Raw genomic sequence first — 21,683 nt, 5'->3', positions numbered from 1 at the left:
TCGATGGAAAATCGTCTTTCACGCTATATCTGGAAGCACACGAGCAGGCAGCAGCTGTGGATCCTGTTCATCGTCGCCATATCGATGGTCCCCTACTTCCTGTCGTTCGACCTGCCCAAGCAGATTGTCAACGGACCGATCCAGGGCAAGGGTTTCGAGCAGGCGGGCGCCACCCAGATCTTCATGAACATTGCGTTCGACCTGCCCTGGCTGGGCCATGTCGAATTGTTCTCGGGCTTCAATCTCGACCGCGTGTCGATGCTGTTTGCGCTCAGCATGGTTTTCCTGCTGCTGGTGGTCATCAATGGCCTCTTCAAGTTCTATATCAACACCTATAAAGGCCGTCTCGGCGAGCGGTTGCTGAGGCGCATTCGCTTCGAACTCGTAGACCGGATTCTGCGGTTTCCGCCAAGCCAGTTCAAGCGGGCAAAGGGCGCTGAAATCGCCAGCATGGTCAAGGATGAGGTCGAGCCGCTCGGCGGTTTCACGGGCGATGCATTCGTGTCACCGGCATTGCTCGGCGGCCAGGCGCTGACGGCGCTGTTCTTCATCATCGTGCAGAATCTCTGGCTGGGTATCATCGCCGCCGCGATGGTTGGCGTCCAGGGTTTCATCATTCCTCGCATGCGCAGAAGACTGCTCGTCCTGGGTCGTGAACGGCAGCTTACAGCGCGCGAACTGTCGGGGCGGGTGAGCGAGATCTTCGAGGGCATCGGCACGATCCGCGCTTATGATACGACCAATTATGAGCGTGCGGATATCGCCGCCAGGCTCGGCCACATTTTCAAGATCCGCTATGATCTCTACCAGTGGAAATTCCTGGTCAAGTTCATCAACAATTTCCTCGCCTCGGTGACTCCGTTTTTGTTCTATTGCATTGGCGGTTACCTTGCGCTGCACGGCCAGCTCGATATCGGCCAGCTGGTTGCGGTGATCGGCGCCTACAAGGATCTGCCGGGACCGCTGAAGGAGCTGATCGACTGGGATCAGACACGCCAGGACGTGCAGGTCAAATATGTCCAGGTGGTGGAACAATTCAGTGTCGACGGTATGATCAACGCTGAGAACCAGGCGATAGCCACCGAGCAGCCCGCACATGACGCGAGTGCGCTTGCCGCGGTCAACCTGTCTCTGGTCGACGACAGTGGCGCCCGTCTTCTCGCTGGCGTCTCCATGCAGATCGAGCCCGGCGAAACGGTGGCAATCGTCGGGGCAGCGGCTGCAGGGGGTGAGGCGCTCGCTGAATCCTTCGCACGCCTTATATGGCCCGAAAGCGGCAAGGTGGTGCTGGGTGGCAACGACATCATGGTACTGCCGGAATCGGTCACAGGCCGACAACTTTCCTATGCATCATCCGACACGTACTTCTTCCACGGAACGTTGCGCGACAATCTGCTTTATGGCTTGAAACATGCTCCGCTCGCTGCTGCGGCATATGATGGAGCCGGCGAAACGCAGCGCAAATGGGAAGTCAGCGAAGCTCGTTTGGCCGGCAACCCCGACTATGACATGAACAGCGACTGGATCGACTATGTGGCAGCCGGAGCCACGGGACCGCAGGATCTTTCCGTATCGATAAAAGCCGTGCTCGATGCTGTCGTGCTGTCCAAGGATATCATCGATCTTGCCATGCGCTCGATCGTCAATCCGGGCGATCACGATGGCCTTGCCGAGCGTATCGTCGAGATGCGGCACGCTCTTCGCGCGGAACTCGATGAAGAAAATCTCAGCAGCCTGATCGTTCCCTTTGAACTCGGCGCCTATAATACCGAGGCAACCGTCGGCGAGAATTTGCTTTTTGGTGCCGCGACCGGCCCCAAATTGATGGGCCGCGCCATCGCCAGCAATCCGTACTTTCTGTCTGTCGTCAGTCGGACAGGCCTGGATCGCATTCTTTACGAAATGGGTATCGAGATCGCGGAAAATGCCGTCAACCTCTTTAGCGATCTGCCGCCGGATCACCCGTTCTTTCAGCAACTGACATTCATGACTGCGGACGATCTGCCGCAATATCAGGTCCTGCTGCAGAAATTGAAAGGTCGGCGATTTGAAGATGTGTCAGCCGAGGATCGCGTCAGCATCATCAGGTTGAGTTTCCTTTATATCGAACCGCGTCACCGCTTTGGCCTTCTGACCGATGAACTGATGGCGAAGATCGTCGATGTAAGACGGGAATTTCATGACGGATTGCCGAAAGATCTCGCCGATGCCATCGAACGTTACGACCCGGAGCGCTACACGTCGTCTGCAAGCCTGCTGGACAACGTACTGTTCGGCAGGATTAGCCACAAGCACCTGGATGGCTCGGAGCGTATCCGCTCCATCGTGCGCAAGCTGCTGAACACGCTTGGGCTTTTTGACAGCGTCCTGGCGATAGGAATGGATTTCAACGTCGGCGCCGGCGGTCGGCGTCTGACATCCGTCCAGCGCCAGAAGCTCAATCTGGCGCGTGCTTTGATACGCCAGTCCGCATTTTACATCTTCAACCGTCCGCTGCCTGGCCTCGATCATCGCGTTCAGGACCAGATCGTTCGCAATGCGCTGGAACTGATCCACCAGGGCGGTCGCAAGCCTTCAATTGTCTGGGTGCTCTCCAACACATCGCTTTCGAATCTGTTCGATCGCGTCGTCGTCTTCGAAAAGGGGAAACTGGTCGAAGACGGCACGCATGAAGGACTTATCGAGAAGAACGGTATCTTTAAGGAACTTGTGTCATAAAGTGAAATTGAGGCCCGTCAAACGATCGACGATTACTGGGTTTGGATACGAACATGCTGCTAAGAGACGAAGTAGAGACACTGCGCCAAGTCCCGTTGTTTTCGCGCGTAGCACCGGCGAAGCTGAAGCTGCTGGCATTCACCTCCGATCGCGTCAGTTATCAAGCGGGCGAAGTTCTCTTCCATCAGGGCGATGCGGGCGATGCCGCCTATGTCATTCTTACCGGTAAGGCCGACATTCTCACCGACTCTCCCAATGGGCAGATCAAGGTCGCGGAACTGGACCACAACGCGATTGTCGGCGAGATTGCCATTCTCTGTGACATTTCACGAACCGCGACCGTGAAGGCGGCCGTTCCGCTTGAGGCATTGCGCATTCGAAAGGATGTTTTCCTGAAGCTTCTCGCCGATTACCCGGAAATGACGATCGAGGTTCTGCGCTCGCTGGCAGACCGGCTCGCCCGGACAACGACTGAATTGGCCGAAGCGCGCAGCCACACCGAGCGGACGCATTAGCCGGCCAGTCCCACTGATCATACCGCCTGCGTGTCACCTGTCGTCAGATCGATGATGAAATTCCGCGAGGGCAGGCCGGAAATGAATTGTTCGAACATCCGGAAAAGTCGGCCGAAGGATGCCTGAATCGGTCCGTCCTCCTCCCTCGCACGATCGGCGTAGAGACGTGATACCCACTTATAGGCCGCAAGGTGCGGACTGGGAACAACCTCCAAGCCGAGATCGCTTCCCATACGCACGCGATACCAGTCGCCTAGAAACGTCATGGCTTCGATCTGCGATAGTGCGGTAAAGTCAAATCCGCATGTCTCGGCAGATGTGGCGAGCCGGTGCCGTATGTCGGAGTCCGCGGACACGGCGCGAATGACCGTCGCAAGATTGCCGGGAGATACTGGTTGGCCGATGACGGCCAACAGGGCCAGATCAGCGAGATTGAGTGCCCTGACCGCCTCGGCGAGATCGTGCGGCCACTCGCGACGTAGATGGCGTCTGCCGACGAGGTGTGCGAGGTGTTCCGAGAGGAATGCGGCATAATTCGGAGCATCCAGCAGACGGCGCGCATCTATGCCATCCCTCGCGGCTTCCGCGCCGTATTGGGCAAGGATACCATCATCGAGCGCCATATCGCCGATGCCAACGGTTTCGATGTTCAGTTGACCAGGCTCGAAGCGGATAATTTTGTAGGCGCTGGGAAATGCCACAAGAGATGGCACGGAAACATTGATCAGAAAGCCGGCTGCCGTTCGATAGCGCGCAGTATCGTTGACGTGAAGATGGCCGCTAAAATGTACGCGGACGCCGGCGTCGAGCAGCGCCTGGCCGACATTTTGCTCCGGTATGCGACGCAGAAGACTGGTTTGGCCCAGCACACCAAGTTCGTCGTCTCGTGTGTCGTCCAGCGGATCGAGCGCGGGATAATGGGAAAATGCAACCAACCTTTTGCCAAGCTTTTCCGCTCGTTCTGAAACGCTCTTTGCCCAATCGAGAACAAAACGCTTATGAACAAGCATGGCGTTCCATCCTGCATCGGTGCTGTCGATGAAGGCTTCCTCATCGTCGTTCGAGGCGCCATTCACCGGAACGAAAACATTGGCATCGATCATCAGCAGCCATAAACCTGCGAACGGCTCGATGAGATAGGAGGCGTCCATGAGGGAGCGAACCGTCTTGCCATCCGACGATCGAACATCATAGCGCCTGGCAGAGGGATCGTCGTCGGAGCCGAAAGGGGTTTCCCAATGGATGTCGCCGGGGGTTCTGAAGTAGCCGACATTGGCCAGTGCCCGCAGGCCCTGCGGATAGCCGGCGCAATACATGCTTTCACTGACGATAAGAGCATCGTCCCCGGGGGCCAGACTGCGGGCAGGATTGCTGGTAACCAGATCATGGCCGCCGGCCGCGTTAAGAAAGCGCTTCGACCGGTGCCGCCCGCCTGGACCGAAAATGTCGTGATTGCCAGGTGTCGCAAAGAATCTCATTGCATAGCGATGGACGTATTCCTCAAGGAGATCCCGCAGGCCCCTCATAGTCGCCGCCTGCCCATCGTCGGAGTAATCGCCCAGAAGAACCACGTGACGGATTCCTCTCGCGGCGATGTCGTCGAGCGCATACCGTAAGGCAGGGCCGCTCTCGTTGAACACGCGCGTCGATCTCGCCGTATTGGCAAACGGCCGTAGAGCCATTGCCCTGCCGCCGACAGCAACGCCAGCAATGTCATAATTGCCAAAGAGACCATGAAAATGCGCATCTGCAATCACGGCTATGGCTGGCAGGCTCGAGGATGACATTCTCTGGGGTTTTCCATTCTACTTTTTGTGCTTCATAGCACCAAAGCATACTCGACATATTGAAAGTAATGCAGATTCGATGCTCGCCAATGCCTCGCAGTTTGGCTAACATGTCAGAATTGCGGCAAAATCGAGAGCTGTTTTATGCAGCAGCGTTTTTCTTTGCCAGAAAACCTAATGCGCAATCAACCGGGACAATCCCAGAATTGCGCGATGCAGGAAGAGAGCGACACTGTGTTTCGAGTGCGTTTTTGGGGAGTTCGTGGCAGTCTGCCGGTTTCTGGTCCCGACTTCCAGCGATATGGCGGCAATACCATCTGCGTTGAGATGCAATGCGGGGAGCACAGACTGTTGTTCGATGCGGGCTCAGGGCTCTTGCCAGCCGGCAAGGCGCTTTTGGCCGAAGGTATTTCGACACACAACCTGTTCTTTTCACACTGTCATTATGACCACATTATCGGTTTGCCGTACTTCGCGCCGCTATACGACGCCGGCTCTGCAGTGACTCTCTGGTCCGGACATACCGCCGGAAAAATGACCACACGCCAGATCGTCACCGAATTCATACGACCGCCGTGGTTTCCGATTGAGATCGACGTTTGCCGCGCAAACCTCCGCTGCGTGGACTTCAAGTCAAACGACGTGCTCAAGCCCTGTCCTGGAATAGAGATCAAAACCGGCACCCTCAATCATCCTGGTGGCGCCATCGGATACCGGGTCGAATGGGCCGGCCGGTCTGTCGCTATAATCACCGACACCGAACATCAACCCGGTATTCTCGACCCCGCCGTGCTGGAGCTTATCGAGGGCGTCGACCTGTTTCTATATGACACCACGTATACCGACGAAGAAATGCCTCTGCGTGTCGGCTATGGTCATTCCACATGGCAGCATGCCATTCGCCTCGCCAAGGCAGCCGGCGCAAAGAACGTGGCCTTCTTCCATCATTTCCCCTTGCGCACCGATGCTGAGATCGAGGCGATCGATCGCATAGCTATCGATCAGTTTGCCGGCGCTTTTTCGGCGCGCGAGGGCCAGATCTTCAACGTCGACGGCCTAGTACTGAGCGAGCATATCCGGTAGCGCCCTCCAGCGGCAGGCAGGATGGCGCGTGGTTCGATCGAAAAGCGCGTCGAGAAACTGCCAAGCAGAGCGGTCGTGAACGAGATGATGCGTCAGGAAGCCCATGCGGCCACCTGTCTCGAACATCTGTTGCATACGCTTGACGATATCGGCGATGAGCGCTGCATGTTCACGCCCGCCTCTTGTTCCGTGCCAATCCATGAGATCGACATGACTGTTGACCATCTGCAGCGCCGCCGCTTTTTCGGGCCCGAATACTGAAAGTCCCCGGAAACCCAGGCCGGGAAGTTCCACTATCAAAGGCGATGCAATACGGTTCCACGGTGGAACCAGGACCGGCGTGAACCGGCTGGAATGAAGTGCCAGCAGATGATCGAAGCCGGCTTTGAGTTCCGCAGCGATCGTTTCAACCGGCCTATGCCGGCCCAACTCCTGCTTCTTCTCATTTTCGCTGGCAAAATTGGTGTGCGACCAACCATGGACGGCGACACTGGCCAGCGGCGCGTTGTCCAGCGATTTTGCCAGCGCATCTCCCGTATGTTCAGGAATGACCGCCAGCGCGACCGGCACTGTATGACGATGCGTCAATTCCAGCAATTGCATCAGTGCCGGCGTTGGTTCGACCGCATCATCGTCTCGCAGCCAGAAGTCAGCGACCCTTGCCGCATTTTGCCATCGGGTCAGTTCCGAGATCAGCGGCGCCCAGATATCAGTTGCCATCATAGAATGCCCACATGCCGATTGAGGATCGCATCGAGACGCCTGGAAGCTACGTCCAGAGACCGCTCTTCCCGCGCGAACTGACGAGCATCTGCTGACATGTTGCTGCGCGCGGCAGCATTTGTCAGGAGATAGCTGATGGCGTCAGCAAAAGCGGTGATGTCACCCGGCGGCGTGAGAATGCCTGTGCGCCCATTCAGGACGACTTCCGGAACGCCTGCAATTTCCTGCGCCACAATAGGCAGGCCTGCGGCCTGCGCCTCGAGGTAAGCCAGCCCATAGGCCTCGCCGCATCCCGGCCACACGTAGATGGCGCTTTGCGACAGCAGCGCTGCAATTTCTGCCGGGCTTTTTTCCCCACACCAGATGACTTTTTCCGCTGGAAAGCTCGCAAATACCGCCTCTGTCTCCGTTCGGCAGGGGCCGTCGCCGACGATGGAAAGTGTCCATGGAATGTCGGCAAGTTGCTTCAGGGAACAGGCCAGCATGCGGTAGCTGTCCATCTTGTCGCCAGCGCGCATCATCGCCACCGTTATCAGCCGGTGGGGCTGTGGCTGCGGTTCTATCGCCAGGAATGCCGTGGAATCGAGAAATGGTGCAAGCATGGCCACGGATGCGGTTGGCAAGGCATCAAGCAGCCCATCGCGATCGCGTGCCGTGAGGCAGATATTGACCGCAGCCTGTTCGATTGCCTGCAGCACGCAGTCCTGCGATTGCCTCCATGGACCAATGTTCCGCCGGGGCGAGTGAGAGGCTTCCGCCGTCACATAAGGCAAGCCGAACGACCGAGCGAGATCGGGACCGAGCAGATCGGGCGCCTTGTAATAGGGGTGATAGCAAAACCACAGGTCCGGAGCACCCTCACCCTGCCAAAGCGATGCAATCCTGTCGGTCTCCCGCGCGGCCTGCGCTTCGCATCCGGCAAATGCTTCGGCTGACGGCTCCCTGATGAAGCTGCGCAGTTCCGATACGACATCGACCTGGTGGCCCGCCCGTCCGAGCGCCGCGATCAGCAATCGGGCCATCAGCCGGTCGCCGGAGGGAACGGGATGGTTCGGCGATTTGAGCGGCGAATAGAAAGCAATTTTCATAGGTCTGAACTGGCTGCGTCGCGACCAGGGATGCCAACGCTACCATCCCGTCCCTCTCTTCCCCCAATGTCTGCCAGCAGTGGCAAAGCGATCTTCGGGTCGAGTCGCAGCGTTGTCGGGCCTAGGAACCGGTGGTCCAGCCTGGCGTCACCGAGTTCCACCGTTTCCTCCAGTTCGGCGACCGACCGGCTGAGAAACTTCAGCCGGTAATTCCGCACGCCAAAGGCCTCCAGGGCGCCGGCGATCTCCTCGAAGGCCTGCCGCCCGAGCCCGAACTTGAGATCGAAATCGGCTGCGTCCTCGGCAAAATCCGGCAGGTTGCGCTGCGAATTCGACAGAACAAGCGTTTTTGGATCGTCGGAGCACATCAGGCCAGCAAACCGTCTCCACAGCGCCGCGTATTTTTCATTGACGGTGGCGATCTTGTTCGGCCACTCGCGATGCAGCTTTACCTTATGTTCGTCCAGCGGATAGTCATGCCAGAAAAACATTCCGGACACTTCGATCCCTTCGCGGTCCCCGGATTTCATCCCATAGATGGTCACGCTGTGCTCGCCATGCTGCAGCGACGCACCATCGGTCTCAAAGGCCCTGATAAGCGCCGGCCGGCTGGTAATATTGAAATCAAACGGCATTCGTTTCTGATCGGGATCGACCAGGTCGAGTGTGAATCGAGTCTGACATGAGTAACCCAGCGAGATGAACATCGGCCTGCCTTTCCGGAATCCGCCACCGCGATGACGGCCCTGGCGTGCCTGATTTGCGGATGTCCGATTGCTCCGCATTAAAGCCCATAACACCCTTCCGGATCAACCCTTGGGCTGCGCCGATGGCGGGCGCAGTCCAGAAACCAGGCGCCACTTTCATTCTGCGGAAGGCCCTGCTGCCCGCTTCATCTGCCCGGCGAGCGTCTGTGCCGCGGCGACGAACGACCAAGCCGAGACATCCGTGGGCCAACGGCCAGGTTGAGCGAATGAACCGGACGATCAAGGACGCAACCGTCAACCGCCACGACTACTGCCGGGACTAAACACCTAGATCATCGGCAGTCAGATCGGGTTGTTGAACGTATCGCAGGCGCTCATCTTGCCAGTATCGAAACCGCGACGGAACCACTTTGCCCGCTGGGCGGACGTGCCGTGGGTGAAACTGTCCGGCACGACATAACCCTGGGACTTTTTCTGAAGGTTGTCATCGCCGATCTGTTGAGCGGCATTCAGGGCTTCCTCGAGGTCGCCTTTTTCAAGCATGCCCTTCTGCTCGGTAAATCTGCCCCATATGCCCGCAAAGCAATCTGCCTGAAGCTCGACCCGAACCGACATTGCATTGGCCTCGCTCTCGCTCATCGATTGGCGGGCGCGGTTGAACTTCGGCAGGATGCCGATCAGGTTCTGAACGTGATGGCCGACTTCATGTGCGACGACATAGGCATCGGCGAAATCGCCGGAAGCGCCGAAACGTTGCGACATTTCGCGGAAGAAATCCATGTCGAGATAGACCTTGCGATCGTTCGGGCAATAGAACGGCCCGGTCGCAGCACTTGCCTGGCCGCAGGCTGACGGGTAGGAGCCTGAAAACAGCAGCAGCTTGGGCTCTTCATAGGTCTGTCCGGATGCCTTGAAGATGCCGTTCCACATGTCTTCGGTCTCGGCAAGCATGGTCGAAACGAATGCCTTCATGTCGTCATCGGCAGCAGGCGTGCTGGAGGGCGTATTCTGTGTCGTCTGATCAATGCCCGGCGATGTCGCGGACCCACCGTTCAACAGCGATGTCACGTCGACACCCATGAATTGCAGCACGACGATGACGATGATGATCAGCACGATCGAGCCGATACCACCCTTGCCACTGCCGATCGGGATGTTCAGGCCGCCGCGACGCCCAAAGGGATCGCCGGGAGCATCTGTCGGGCCGGTGCCCCGTTCGTCCTGCACATTGCCGGATTGCCGTCGGCCTCTCCAATCCATGATGTCGCTCCCGTATCGGCTTCTCTTTATCAAATCATTATCTGCTCCCGGCGCTCATGGCGAAAGCAGATAATCGCAGAAGTAAGCAGATAACGGTCTGTCTTTCAATCAGTTCCGACGCTGGAGTGCCATTCATGCGCGCTTTGGTGCGGATGCACGCGCAGCGATATAGAGGATCATGATGACCGCCGCCATGACAGCCAGGAAGAAGGCGATCCTGCCGGCATCCGGCCAGTTCTCCGGATAGGTGAACACCACCTTGTTCATGATCCGCCCCGGCAACAGGGTAAAGGCGCCTGCGCCAACAATGCCCCCGAGATAGAGGCCGAGCACCTGCCGCTTATGCGCTGCGATACGGTGCGCTCGCGCATTGCTGATCACCAACCACGCTCCGACAATCACATAGATCGAAATCAGATGGATGGGGCTGAAGCCCATCAACAGATTGATCTCGTGGATGAAGAACGAGGACAGCGCGGCGACCACCATCAGCCCCAGCCAGATCTTGCCAACCAGCCGGTGAACGGGCGTGCCCTTCTTAGCCCACAACATATAGGGGCCGATCACGGCCGCCGGCAGGACGGTGGCGACATGCAACTGGATAGCCAGCGGTGCGTCAAGAATTGGTGCAAGGTTCACGGATTCGCCCTCGAAATGGGTTGAATTCGCAACCTCACTCGTTCATCACCTCTCGGAGTTCAAACGACCTTGCGTGACCTGACGGGGATACTTCGTGAAAGACAGCGTTCTGCGATCCACGCCTCGTGAATTGAAGGGGCTTTCGGCCTCGCGGAACCTCTGGCTCACCTTCGCCGCCGTGGTGTTGCTGTTTGCATTCACCGGTCCCTTCGGCACGATGGAGCGCCTGCCCTTCCTGGCGCGCCTTGCCTACTGGCTGGTTCTGCATGCGGCGGCATGGACAGCTGCCCTGGTCTTCGCAGTTCTCGGCAACATTCTGCTCGCACCGCTTATGAAGAGTATGTTCTGGCGGATGATGATCGGCGCCGTCCTCGCCGCCATCCCTATCGGGGTAATCACTCGGCTCGTCGAATATTTCTGGTTCGGCGGCGTCCCAACGATCGGCGACCTGGTCGCCGAAATGGCATTGGCCGTTCCGCTCTGCGTCATCTTTTGTGTGATCAGCTATCTCGCAATGTCCTCATCGGCGGAGTTACCGGAAAAGCCGACGCCGCAAGAACACCCCCTGCCTCCGGCACCCGTGGCCAAGGCGAGCGAGATCGCACCGGCTCCTCTGCTCACCCGCCTGAAGCCGGAAAACCGCGGAGCCCTCCAGCGTATCTCGGTCGAAGATCACTACACGCTGGTAAAGACCAGTCGCGGCCGCGAGCTGATCCTGCTGCGCCTTTCCGACGCGATACGCGAAACCGGCGCGACACCCGGCCTGCAGGTGCACCGCTCGCACTGGGTGGCGGATGACTTCGTCAAGTCCCTCAAGCGAGACGACGGCAAGCTCTCGCTCATGCTCATCGGGGGTACGGAAATCCCGGTCAGCCGCACCTATGCTGCCGACGTTCGCAACCGCTTCGGCGACCGGTGACACCCACCTGCGCCTATGCAACTATGGCCAAGTCAGTTTGGGAGGATTGGTTTGATGAAGGCAATGCGGCTCGAATCCATCGGCAACCTGTTCGTCCGGGAGGTCGAAAAGCCCACGCCCGGGCCAGACGATCTGCTGGTGCGTGTCGAAGCCTGCGGCATCTGCGGCACCGACCGGCACCTTCTGCATGGTGAGTTTCCATCGACCCCACCAGTGACGATCGGTCACGAATTTGCCGGCATCGTCGAGGCGATCGGCGCCGATGTCAAAGGCTTCCAGCTCGGCGATCGGATCACCGGCGATCCCAACATTTCCTGTGGCCGCTGCCCGCAGTGCATGGCCGGACGCGTCAATCTTTGCCGCAACCTGCGCGCCATCGGTATCCACCGCGACGGCGGGTTTGCCGAGCATGTCATCGTGCCACAGAAGCAGGCCTTCACCATCCCGCTCAGCCTCAAGCCCACCCACGGCGCGTTCTGCGAGCCGCTGGCCTGCTGCCTGCATGGTATCGACATCGCGGCGATCAAGGCGGGATCATCCGTGGTTGTGCTCGGGGGCGGCGTCATCGGGCTTCTGGTCGTGCAACTGGCACGGCTTGCCGGCGCGACGACGGTCATTCTATCCACGCGCCAGGCATCCAAACGGAAGCTCGCCGAGGAGGTCGGAGCGACCGCGAGTGTCGACCCGTCTTCATCCGATATCATCGAGGAGATTGCGGGCCCCAACGGCCTCGTGCCGGGCGGCGTCGATGTGGTGATCGAATGCGCAGGCGTCGCCGAAACCGTACAGCAGTCGACCCGGCTCGCCAAAGCCGGCGGCACAGTAGTCATTCTCGGCGTCATGCCGCAGGGCGTCAAAGTCGAACTGGAACCGTTCGACATCCTGTTTCGAGAATTGCGAGTGCTCGGCTCGTTCATTAATCCATTCGTACACCGTCGCGCCGCCGACTTGGTGGCCTCCGGCGCGATCGAGATCGACAAGCTGATCACGCGGGAGATCACGCTCGACGAGGCCCCCGAGGTGATCCGCAATCCCGCGGCAGCCGGCGAGGTGAAGGTCATCGTCATCCCCGGCAATCGATAGGGCCGCCGGCGCTGGACTGCGACCACGCGTCGTCACGTCCCTGAAACAGCTAGGGCGGCTTTAATTCCAAGTAACGCATATACTTATGCCTGTTTTTTCATCATGGACAGCATCAAAATACACCGGAAATTAACAAGAGCTTCGTATTTCTTTTAACATGCGAACGGTTTTGCGCTGATGTCATGCGTATCTTCAAGAAATCGTTCTTGGTTAGGGGAATGCGGGCCAGCTGGATCGTATTGCGATTGGCAGCTGCCCGTCTAGGGAGGCAAGTGCATGCTGTTCAAGTCGGCCACCAGCCGTAATATTTTCTCGGTAGCAGCCTGTGGCGTCGTCGCGACGATCGCTGCGTCAGGCGTTCTTTTCAACACCGCCTATAATGATATGCGCAAGTCCAGCCTCGAACAGATGCGGCAGATTGCCAACACCAATGCACTTTCCATCGAAAAATCGATGGATGGCGCCATCAACATCGTCAATTCGCTCGAAACAGCGCTATCGACGATGAAGGACAGCGCCAACACCAACCGCACCACCGCTGACGACCTGCTGAAGAACATGCTACAGGACAATTCCATGGCGCTCGGTGTCTGGACAGGCTGGGAGCCGAATGCGTTTGATGGCAAGGACAAGGATTTCGTCGGCAAGGAAGGCCATGACGCCACCGGCCGGTATGTTCCTTACTGGGTCCGCAGCGGCGACAAGATCCAGCACACGCCGCTGACCGACTACACCGTTTCAGGCGCGGGTGACTATTATCAGCTTCCTTACACCACACAGAAGACCGTCGTCATCGAGCCCTATGTCTATGCCGTCGATGGCAAGGACGTGCTGATGACATCGGTCGCCAAGCCGATCATGGTCGGCGGCAAGCCGCTGGGCGTCGCAGGCATGGATATTTCGCTCGATGCCGCCAACAAGGCGGTCTCGGCCGTCCATCCGATGGAGACCGGCTTCCTCAGCCTTGTCACCGGCGCAGGCAACATCATCAGCCATCCCGACGCAGCTCTTGCCGGCAAGTCCCTCAAGGATGCCGGCGACAAAGTGAAGGGCTGGGATCAACTGATCGCCAAGCCTGGCACTGAACAGGAAATCACGGGACCAGACGGCCAACAATACTTCTCGGTCGCCTATCCGGTGAAGCTCACGGATGAGCTGAACTGGTACGCCATTGTCTCAGTGCCGAAGTCCACCGTGTTTGCCCAGCTCAACAACATGGCCTGGAGCGCTGTGGGCATTACCGCGCTCGCTGCCATCCTGCTTGCACTGGCTGGCTGGTTGATTGCTCGCAAGTTCATCCGGCGCATCGAAAATGTCATCAGCGAGACCGACCAGATCGCCCATGGCCAACTCGACCTTCAGCTCAAGGACATTGAACGCAAGGACGAAATCGGCGACCTCTCGCGCTCGCTGGGCATCCTGCTCGAAAACGGCCGCCAGAAGGTGCAATTGGAAAAGGACGCGGAAGTCAGCCGGGCGCAGCAGGAAACTGAGCGCACAGAGCGTTCGGTCATGCACGCAGCCCGGGAAGACGAAATCAAGTTCGCAGTTGCCGAACTCGGTGGTGGCCTCGCCAAGCTTTCGAACGGCGACATGACCGTGCGGCTCGACAAGCCCTTCACCGGCGCGCTGGAAGCCATCCGCGACGACTTCAACGCCTCGGTCGAGAAACTGCAGGATGCCCTGCTCTCCTTCTCGGAAAATGCCGCCACCATCCAGACCGGCTCGGAAGAAATCCGCTCCGGCGCCGATAACCTCGCCCGCCGCACCGAGCAGCAGGCGGCCTCCGTCGAGGAAACCGCTGCAGCGCTCGAGCAGATCACAACGTCGGTCAAGGATTCGACCATCCGCGCCGAAGAAGCGGGCAATCTTGTCGGACGCACCAAGCAAGGTGCGGAAAAGTCCGGCGAAGTCGTTCGCGACGCCGTCAACGCCATGAGCGCTATCGAAGCCTCCTCGCAGTCGATCTCCAACATCATCGGCGTGATCGACGACATCGCCTTCCAGACCAACCTGCTGGCACTGAATGCTGGTGTCGAAGCCGCTCGGGCCGGTGAAGCCGGCAAGGGCTTTGCGGTCGTCGCCCAGGAAGTCCGCGAACTCGCCCAGCGCTCAGCCACCGCAGCCAAGGAGATCAAGGCCTTGATCACCTCGTCCGGCGAACAGGTCAAGCGCGGCGTCAGCCTCGTCGGCCAGACGGGCGAAGCACTGCAGGCGATCGTTGGCGAGGTCCAGCAGATCAACAGCAACGTCCAGGCGATTGTCCAGGCGGCTCGCGAGCAATCAACCGGCCTCCAGGAAATCAACACCGCCGTCAACCAGATGGATCAGGCAACCCAGCAGAACGCCGCGATGGTCGAGGAATCGAACGCCGCTTCGCACACGCTGGTCACCGAGGTGTCTGCACTCTCGGCCCGCCTTGGCCAGTTCAACCTCGGCGCCGACGTCAAGGTGGCCCGCGCGCCGGTCCAGCATACAGCGCGTCCGACAACCCAGCCGGCCGCCCGCCCGATGGCAACACCCGCTGCCCGCAGCGCCGCTCCGGCACCTGCCGCCGCTCACGCCAAGCCGGCGCCCTCTCCGGCCCGTGCACTCGGCGGAAAACTCGCCGCTGCCTTCAGTTCGGCAAAGGCACCGGCTGCTGCATCGGGTGGCGACTGGGAAGAATTCTGAGCCAAGCGCGCATCATCAGAATAATGCGACGGCGGGGGTTTCCCCGCCGTCTTCGTTTGCGCGCTCAACAAAACTCGAACACACACAATTCCTCGAAATGGTTCATGTCGTTGAAGGCGCAGAAGGCGGGCGGGCGCAATTCAAGAACTCCCACCCGATCATTGATCGCGCGCGCGACGTCACGCAGCATCCGTTGCCATGCCGGCAGGGTGGCGTCAGCGAATTTCTCGATGACATAGGCGAAGGTGATGTGGAACTCGTAACTCTCATGATCGGGATGGCGATAGCCGAAGATGTTGGCAAACGCATTGCGCCATTCCTTGAGAGCCTTCCGGTCCGCTTCGTTGGCACCCTCTACCACCAACCCGGTCGGCAGGGCATCGGTTACACGAACGCGAAAGGTCGGGCCGCCGGAAAACGACTTCAACCGGTCAAGAAAGATCGTTGTCATTTCATCGATCGGCGTCCCGAGCGCGACGCCGATGGGCCAATAAGGCAGATGGCGGCGATACTCGATGATTCCCTGGAAGAGGGTCATGTGCAGGCTGGAGACGGGCGTGAAGGCGAGGTGCCCGGCCTCCGGCATGGCAGAATAGCGAGCGCGGGCCTCGACCAGCGCTTTTTCGGTTTCCGACCCTTCGATCAGATGGCAGACGACCGTGTTGCCGGGTTCACGCAGGAATTTGCCGTGCCGATTGTAGCGCTGCCCGAGATGGATGGACGGCTCGGGATTCAAGGTCTTGGAGAATTTGCGCAGCTCGGGCGAAATTGCTGCAATGTTCATGTGGTGAAATCCCCATTCTCGATGTTGTCTCCCGGCATTACAAAGGCGACGCGAAGGACGTGTGACGATGGCGTCTTTTTCCTCCCCAACTTTCCTCTACCTGCCTCATTTATGGGGTTGGTTTCTCAAAAACATTCCCCTATAAGCCGCTTCTAGCCTTAAAAGACCCGACACCCTGCGCCCCGGCCGGTATTGCACCGACAGCCGGTCTTTGCCGCAGGCGAAATTATGGATGCCTTCATGCCAAAGCGCACGGATATCAAATCGATCCTCATCATTGGTGCCGGTCCGATCGTCATCGGACAGGCCTGCGAATTTGATTACTCCGGAACGCAAGCCTGCAAGGCACTGAAGGAAGAGGGTTACCGGGTCATCCTGGTCAACTCCAACCCGGCCACCATCATGACCGACCCGAACCTGGCGGACGCGACCTATGTCGAGCCGATCACGCCCGAGGTCGTCGCCAAGATCATCGCCAAGGAACGCCCCGACGCGCTGCTGCCGACTATGGGCGGTCAGACGGCGCTCAACACAGCTTTGTCCTTGAAGCGGATGGGCGTGCTCGACCGTTACAATGTCGAGATGATCGGCGCCAAGCCGGCCGCCATCGACATGGCCGAAGACCGCGCCCTGTTCCGCGAAGCCATGGCCCGCATCGGACTTGAGACGCCGAAGTCGATGCTCGCCAACGCTACCGAGATCAAGGACCTCGACCGCAAGAGCCATGAAGGCGAACGCTCCAAGGTCAAGGCAGAGCTTTCCGGCGGCGATCTCGACAAGGCACTCGATGCGCTTGAAAACCAGTGGAACCTCGGCGAGAGCGACCGCAAGCAGCGCTACATCAGCCACGCCATGGCAATTGCCGCCCAGGCGATCGATTTTGTCGGCTTGCCCGCCATCATTCGCCCCTCCTTCACCATGGGCGGCACCGGCGGCGGCATTGCCTATAACCGCACGGAATTCTTCGAGATCATCGGCTCCGGCCTCGACGCCTCGCCGACCACCGAAGTGCTGATCGAAGAATCGGTGCTCGGCTGGAAGGAATATGAAATGGAAGTCGTCCGCGACAAGGCGGACAATTGCATCATCATCTGCTCGATCGAAAACATCGACCCGATGGGCGTCCATACCGGCGACTCGATCACCGTAGCACCTGCGCTGACCTTGACCGACAAGGAATACCAGATGATGCGCAACGCCTCGATCGCGGTGCTGCGCGAGATCGGCGTCGAGACCGGCGGTTCTAACGTCCAGTTCGCCGTCAACCCGGCCGACGGTCGCCTGGTTGTCATCGAAATGAACCCGCGCGTGTCGCGCTCCTCGGCGCTGGCCTCCAAGGCCACTGGCTTCCCAATTGCGAAGGTCGCCGCCAAGCTTGCCATCGGCTACACCTTGGACGAACTCGACAACGACATCACCGGCGGCGCGACCCCTGCCTCGTTCGAACCCTCGATCGATTATGTCGTCACCAAGATCCCGCGTTTTGCCTTCGAGAAATTCCCGGGCGCCTCGCCGATGCTGACCACTGCGATGAAGTCGGTCGGCGAAGTCATGGCGATCGGCCGCACATTTGCAGAGTCGCTGCAGAAGGCGCTGCGCGGTCTCGAAACCGGCCTCACCGGCCTCGATGAAATCGAGATCCCGGGCATGGGCGAAGGCGACGACCACAACGCCATACGCGCCGCCATCGGCACCGCAACACCGGACCGCCTCCGCCAGGTCGCGCAGGCCCTGCGCATGGGCATGAGCGAGGAAGAGGTGCATGTCGGCTGCAGCATCGATCCGTGGTTCATTTCGCAGATCAAGGGTATCGTCGACATGGAGGCCCGTGTTCGCGAGCATGGCCTGCCGGACGACGCGCAAAACCTGCGCATGCTGAAATCCATGGGCTTCTCCGATGCGCGCCTTGCCACGCTTTCCGGCAAGCGCCCCAAGGAAGTCGCCGAAATCCGCAATCGGCTGAACGTCCGTCCGGTCTACAAGCGGATCGACACCTGCGCCGCCGAATTCGCCTCGCCCACCGCCTACATGTATTCGACCTATGAAACGCCGTTCGTGGGCACCGCCCGCTCGGAGGCCGAAATCTCCGACCGCAAGAAGGTCGTCATCCTCGGCGGCGGCCCGAACCGTATCGGCCAGGGCATCGAGTTCGACTATTGCTGCTGCCATGCCGCTTTCGCCTTGAAGGACGCGGGCTTTGAAGCCATCATGATCAACTGCAACCCGGAAACTGTCTCTACCGACTACGACACGTCCGACCGCCTTTATTTCGAACCGCTGACCGCCGAAGACGTCATCGAGATCCTCAAGATCGAGCAGGAGCGCGGCGAGTTGCTCGGCGTAATCGTCCAGTTCGGCGGCCAGACACCGCTGAAACTGGCCGAAGCGCTGGAGCGTGCCGGCATTCCGATCCTCGGCACGGCGCCTGATATGATCGACCTCGCTGAAGACCGCGACCGCTTCCAGAAGCTGTTGATGAAGCTCGACCTCACGCAGCCGAAGAATGGCATCGCCTATTCGGTCGAGCAGTCGCGCCTGGTTGCCACCGAGATCGGCTTTCCGCTTGTCGTGCGTCCGTCCTACGTGCTCGGCGGCCGCGCCATGCAGATCATCCACTCCGAAAGCATGCTGCAGAGCTACCTGCTCGACACAGTGCCGGGGCTGGTGCCGGAAGACATCAAGCAACGTTATCCGAATGACAAGACCGGCCAGATCAACACGCTGCTCGGCAAGAACCCGCTGCTGTTCGACAGCTATCTGACCAACGCCATCGAAGTCGACGTCGATTGCCTCTCCGACGGCAAGGACGTCTATATCTGCGGCATCATGGAGCATATCGAGGAAGCGGGCATCCATTCCGGCGATAGCGCGTGCTCGCTGCCGTCGCGCACGCTATCGAAGGAAATCCTCGACGAGATCGAACGCCAGACCACCATGCTCGCCAAGTCGCTGAATGTCGGGGGCCTGATGAATGTGCAGTACGCCATCAAGGACGGCGTGATCTACATTCTCGAAGTCAATCCGCGTGCGTCGCGCACGGTGCCCTTCGTCGCCAAGACCATCGGCGCACCAGTCGCCAAGATCGCCGCCCGCGTCATGGCCGGCGAGACGCTCGACGCGTCCTTCGCCGCCTACATCGATCAAAAGCCCGACCCACGCAATCTCAAGCACATCGCGGTCAAGGAAGCCGTCTTCCCGTTTGCCCGCTTCCCCGGTGTCGACACGCTGCTCGGACCGGAAATGCGCTCGACCGGCGAAGTCATAGGCCTCGATACCGATTTCGCGCTGGCATTCGCCAAGGCGCAGCTCGGCGCCGGCGTCGAACTGCCGCGCTCCGGCACCGTGTTCGTCTCCGTCCGCGACGACGACAAGGAACGCGTGCTGCCGGCAATCCGCATTCTCGACGCGATCGGCTTCAAGGTGCTGGCGACCGGCGGCACCCAGCGCTACCTCATCGACAATGGCATCAAGTCGGCCAAGATCAACAAGGTGCTCGAAGGCCGCCCGCATATTGAAGACGCCATCCGCAATCGCCAGGTCCAGCTGGTCATCAACACCACCGACGGCAACAAGGCGATCTCGGATTCCAAGTCGCTCCGCCGCGCCGCCCTAATGCAGAAGGTGCCCTATTACACGACGATGTCGGGCGCGCTTTCAGCTGCGGAAGCGATCCGGGCGCTGATGGCCGGCAGCCTCGAGGTCAAGCCGCTCCAGAGCTATTTCTGATGCATCACAAAGGGCTTGGATGTGCCTCCACCGACGAAAGTGGAACTACTCGCGCATGATCCGAACTGGGCCGCAATGGCTGCCGCCGAAAGCAAGTTGCTTTCGGCGACACTCGGCCCGGCCTTGCTGACCGTCCATCACATTGGCTCAACCTCCATACCTTTTATCCGAGCAAAGCCGACCCTGGATCTCATTCCTGTGGTTGCAAACCTGGCCCAGCTTGACGACCGCAGGCGCGACGTCGAGGGGCTTGGTTATGAATGGTGGGGCGAACTGGGCCTGCCGGGACGTCGGTACTGCACCAAAACCGACAGCGCTTCAGGCCGCAGGCTCTTTCATCTACACATCTATGGCGAAGGTTCGCCTGAGATAACGCGGCACCTTGTATTTCGGGATTATCTCAGGAGTAGATCGGACATCGCCTCGGAGTATGAACGGATGAAGGTGCACTGCCAACTGATGCACCCAAACGACTCTCACGCCTACACCGATTGCAAGGATGCCTGGATCAAGAAAGCGGAAGCTGAGGCATTGAACAGGTATGTTGCAGAAGCTCAGCAGCAGATGGCAAGTGACGATACAGCATCCTGATCAGCACCATCCGCATGCCGGCAAAATTTCGACGTGCGGTCGAAACCATAAATATCAATTCACGATGCGGGTCATTTGGTTCGAAGCCTTGGCACCGATTGCGGCGAATGCGGCAACGAGGCTCTTCATGTCGTCCGCGACAAAATAGTTTGCGGTTGTCCCGGCGCATGATTTGAGTAGCGTCTGACCGTTAGCCGGTGCCATGAAGGCCACAGTGTAAATCGTTATTCCCGCGTCGCGCGCGGATTTGCACGTTGCAAGGGTTTCCGTATCCAGCGCGGGTTTCCAGGAACTGCTGGCTCCGGTATTCTCACCATCTGTCATGAGCACGATGAACTTGGAAAAGGTGGTGTTGCTTTTGGCTGCCTGTGCAGACGCTTCAGAGGAGGCGATGAGTGCTTGATAGCCCTGAGCCATCCCATCCGTCATATCTGTGCCCCCGCTCGGATAGCTGGGCAAGGACGAGACATATGATCTTGTAGAGGTGGTTCCCCATGCAAGCGCACTTGGTGTCTGCATGCTGTCCGTGAACGAAACGCCACCTACCCGGATGATGCTGTCGCTCGTGTCAACGGCCTCCTGCTGGTCAAGGACATCGAACAAGCTTGTCGCAGCGGTTTTCAATGCGCCGATCTTGTTGATGTAACAGGGCTTCGTCGATCCGAGATTCGGATAATTGGACCAGTTCGACGAGGTATAATTCTGGCACTTTGTAAGGGAAGTATTGAGTGTTTCGGTTACAAAAGACATCGAACCTGAACGATCCAGCACCAGGTACATCGACAGCGCGTTCTTGGACACACTTTCACTTTGCGCCGAACTTGTTGCCGCGATCGGCACCTTCGAATAACCGATGAACTGGGCAAAGCCGGTTAGCGATACCTTGTATGAGCCCGTGATCTTTATTGAATAGGTGTTTTTGTTTCCGGCAGTCGTCTTTAAGGGGATGACGACCAGCCCGGCGGCAAGTTCGGTCTTTTCCGATGTGCTGAGGGAGTTTGCCAACTGCGCCAACAGGAAGTTCTTGGCGTAGGAACTGATCGAGGTCATGTCTCCATGACCTGAATTGATCGAGGCCGCGGCAGATAGCGTAGCAGAGTCTACTGCCGCCTGAAGCTCGTGGCGGTTGTTAACCAGCGTTGAATAGTCAATTCCAAGAGACACTGCAGCAAATACCACAGGGATCGTAAGCGCGGCAGTTATTCCGAAGTTGCCCAGCTGGTCGCGGAACAATCGCTTGAAGGCAAGAGGAAGGGCCATCGAATTGAAAGACACGTCGTCACCTCATCCGGCTACTTGCCAAGATGTAGATTATTCCCGTTAATTTAGCGTTTCCGAATGAGTAGTTTCCCCCGCGACAAGGCGTCTTGACCAATTTCTGAGCAAA

The 21,683-nt window shown here is 58.9% G+C and carries 16 protein-coding genes and 2 pseudogenes; 9 read left to right on the top strand and 9 right to left on the bottom strand.

Annotated features, from left to right (window positions below):
• The first annotated feature begins 3 nt into the window (after positions 1-3).
• Positions 4-2,718 (top strand): ABC transporter transmembrane domain-containing protein, encoded by a 2,715-nt coding sequence (locus ACXHRN_RS05870; protein ID WP_488640401.1) that lies wholly within the window; start codon positions 4-6, stop codon positions 2,716-2,718.
• A gap of 53 nt (positions 2,719-2,771) precedes the next feature.
• Positions 2,772-3,233: a cyclic nucleotide-binding domain-containing protein gene (locus tag ACXHRN_RS05865; RefSeq protein WP_488640400.1), complete on the top strand. Its 462-nt coding sequence runs from the start codon at positions 2,772-2,774 to the stop codon at positions 3,231-3,233.
• Positions 3,234-3,250: 17 nt separating this feature from the next.
• Here ACXHRN_RS05865 and ACXHRN_RS05860 read toward each other — a convergent pair whose 3' ends face one another.
• Both ACXHRN_RS05860 and ACXHRN_RS05855 read right to left on the bottom strand, forming a co-directional pair.
• A complete protein-coding gene (locus tag ACXHRN_RS05860; RefSeq protein WP_488642043.1) occupies positions 3,251-4,384 on the bottom strand; it encodes a hypothetical protein in 1,134 nt (377 codons plus the stop codon).
• Positions 4,385-4,708: 324 nt separating this feature from the next.
• Positions 4,709-5,020: pseudogene (locus tag ACXHRN_RS05855) on the bottom strand (metallophosphoesterase family protein); the annotation flags it as partial.
• A 213-nt stretch (positions 5,021-5,233) separates the two neighbouring features.
• Here ACXHRN_RS05855 and ACXHRN_RS05850 point away from each other — a divergent pair.
• Complete coding sequence (locus tag ACXHRN_RS05850) at positions 5,234-6,103, top strand: MBL fold metallo-hydrolase (RefSeq protein ID WP_488641838.1); 870 nt, start codon at positions 5,234-5,236, stop codon at positions 6,101-6,103.
• Here ACXHRN_RS05850 and ACXHRN_RS05845 read toward each other — a convergent pair.
• The 3 genes from ACXHRN_RS05845 to ACXHRN_RS05835 are packed head-to-tail and all read right to left on the bottom strand — an operon-like array spanning position 6,077 to position 8,621.
• Positions 6,077-6,826: a polysaccharide deacetylase family protein gene (locus ACXHRN_RS05845; protein WP_488640399.1), complete on the bottom strand. Its 750-nt coding sequence runs from the start codon at positions 6,824-6,826 to the stop codon at positions 6,077-6,079. The two genes, ACXHRN_RS05850 and ACXHRN_RS05845, sit on opposite strands and share 27 nt — an antisense overlap.
• Complete coding sequence (locus ACXHRN_RS05840) at positions 6,823-7,914, bottom strand: glycosyltransferase family 4 protein (RefSeq protein ID WP_488640398.1); 1,092 nt, start codon at positions 7,912-7,914, stop codon at positions 6,823-6,825. Before ACXHRN_RS05840 ends, ACXHRN_RS05845 begins: the two co-directional genes overlap by 4 nt.
• A complete protein-coding gene (locus tag ACXHRN_RS05835; protein WP_488640397.1) occupies positions 7,911-8,621 on the bottom strand; it encodes a hypothetical protein in 711 nt (236 codons plus the stop codon). The genes ACXHRN_RS05840 and ACXHRN_RS05835 overlap by 4 nt, the downstream gene beginning before the upstream one ends.
• A gap of 218 nt (positions 8,622-8,839) precedes the next feature.
• Between ACXHRN_RS05835 and ACXHRN_RS05830 the strand changes: the two are divergent.
• A pseudogene (locus ACXHRN_RS05830) lies at positions 8,840-8,932 on the top strand (integrase core domain-containing protein); the annotation flags it as partial.
• Positions 8,933-8,963: 31 nt separating this feature from the next.
• On the opposite strand, the gene ypfJ reads toward ACXHRN_RS05830, so the two are convergent.
• Positions 8,964-9,881: a KPN_02809 family neutral zinc metallopeptidase gene (gene ypfJ / locus ACXHRN_RS05825; RefSeq protein WP_488640396.1), complete on the bottom strand. Its 918-nt coding sequence runs from the start codon at positions 9,879-9,881 to the stop codon at positions 8,964-8,966.
• Positions 9,882-10,013: 132 nt separating this feature from the next.
• Positions 10,014-10,520: a DUF2306 domain-containing protein gene (locus ACXHRN_RS05820; protein WP_488640395.1), complete on the bottom strand. Its 507-nt coding sequence runs from the start codon at positions 10,518-10,520 to the stop codon at positions 10,014-10,016.
• Between the two features lie 94 nt (positions 10,521-10,614).
• Here ACXHRN_RS05820 and ACXHRN_RS05815 point away from each other — a divergent pair, with 94 nt between their 5' ends.
• From ACXHRN_RS05815 to ACXHRN_RS05805, 3 genes are all read left to right on the top strand, one after another.
• On the top strand, positions 10,615-11,439 hold the full coding sequence (locus tag ACXHRN_RS05815; protein ID WP_488640394.1) for a LytTR family DNA-binding domain-containing protein: 825 nt from the start codon (positions 10,615-10,617) through the stop codon (positions 11,437-11,439).
• A gap of 54 nt (positions 11,440-11,493) precedes the next feature.
• Positions 11,494-12,522, top strand: coding sequence for a zinc-dependent alcohol dehydrogenase family protein (locus ACXHRN_RS05810; protein ID WP_488640393.1), 1,029 nt, complete (start codon positions 11,494-11,496; stop codon positions 12,520-12,522).
• 276 nt (positions 12,523-12,798) lie between these two features.
• The gene (locus ACXHRN_RS05805; protein ID WP_488640392.1) at positions 12,799-15,195 is read left to right on the top strand and encodes a methyl-accepting chemotaxis protein; all 2,397 of its coding nucleotides are present in this window, start codon (positions 12,799-12,801) and stop codon (positions 15,193-15,195) included.
• 64 nt (positions 15,196-15,259) lie between these two features.
• Here the strand turns inward: ACXHRN_RS05805 and ACXHRN_RS05800 are convergent, their stop codons facing one another.
• The gene (locus ACXHRN_RS05800) at positions 15,260-15,979 is read right to left on the bottom strand and encodes a DUF1868 domain-containing protein (protein ID WP_488640391.1); all 720 of its coding nucleotides are present in this window, start codon (positions 15,977-15,979) and stop codon (positions 15,260-15,262) included.
• A 240-nt stretch (positions 15,980-16,219) separates the two neighbouring features.
• Between ACXHRN_RS05800 and carB the strand changes: the two genes are divergently transcribed.
• Complete coding sequence (gene carB / locus ACXHRN_RS05795) at positions 16,220-19,705, top strand: carbamoyl-phosphate synthase large subunit (protein WP_488640390.1); 3,486 nt, start codon at positions 16,220-16,222, stop codon at positions 19,703-19,705.
• Positions 19,706-19,726: 21 nt separating this feature from the next.
• Positions 19,727-20,296 carry a GrpB family protein gene (locus tag ACXHRN_RS05790; protein ID WP_488640389.1) on the top strand — a complete coding sequence of 190 codons (570 nt, stop codon included), beginning with the start codon at positions 19,727-19,729 and terminating at the stop codon, positions 20,294-20,296.
• A 54-nt stretch (positions 20,297-20,350) separates the two neighbouring features.
• On the opposite strand, the gene ACXHRN_RS05785 is transcribed toward ACXHRN_RS05790, so the two are convergent.
• Complete coding sequence (locus ACXHRN_RS05785; RefSeq protein WP_488640388.1) at positions 20,351-21,571, bottom strand: vWA domain-containing protein; 1,221 nt, start codon at positions 21,569-21,571, stop codon at positions 20,351-20,353.
• Positions 21,572-21,683: the final 112 nt, after the last annotated feature.

This window comes from Shinella sp. OV683, from assembly GCF_057787725.1.
This window is presented reverse-complemented; position numbering and strand designations above follow the sequence as displayed.